This window comes from Dellaglioa sp. CoH-56-MRSF-13 (assembly GCF_056782095.1).
In genome coordinates this window covers 1-348 of sequence record NZ_JBXAYC010000104.1, presented here as the reverse complement: position 1 = coordinate 348, position 348 = coordinate 1, and the positions used below count along the sequence as shown (strand labels likewise).

Annotated in this window: 1 protein-coding gene; it reads right to left on the bottom strand. The window is 62.9% G+C overall.

Translation table 11 applies throughout. The annotated features are described in order from the left end of the window. Nucleotides 1-70: 70 nt before the first annotated feature. The coding region (locus tag AC1RP1_RS08085) for a hypothetical protein (RefSeq protein WP_481762729.1) at nucleotides 71-348 on the bottom strand (278 nt) is incomplete at its 5' end.

The window sequence follows — 348 nt, the reverse complement described above, 5'->3', positions numbered from 1 at the left end:
CCCCGGCCATGTGCTGCGTATCCACGAGAAAACGCCTGAGCGCGCCGCACTCGAATTTGTGCTGCGTTCCTCAGACAACCTCCCCACGCAGGATCGCGAGAACCGCGTCCACTGTCTCGTTCACGCCTTCAGCGTAGGCACGATTTGTGGTCATGGGGCCCTTGTCATCAGCCACACGTAGCAGATCGACCTCGGCCGCGATTTCGGCAACAGTCACCGTACGACGCTGAATGCCGGGCTGTGCTTCACGCTGCGTGCGCAGCTCAGCGCCGTCTTGCGTGCCCAGTTCCCACGCGGCGGCCTGCGAACCGGCCTTGGCAAACGGATTGTCGAATGCGCGACCATCCA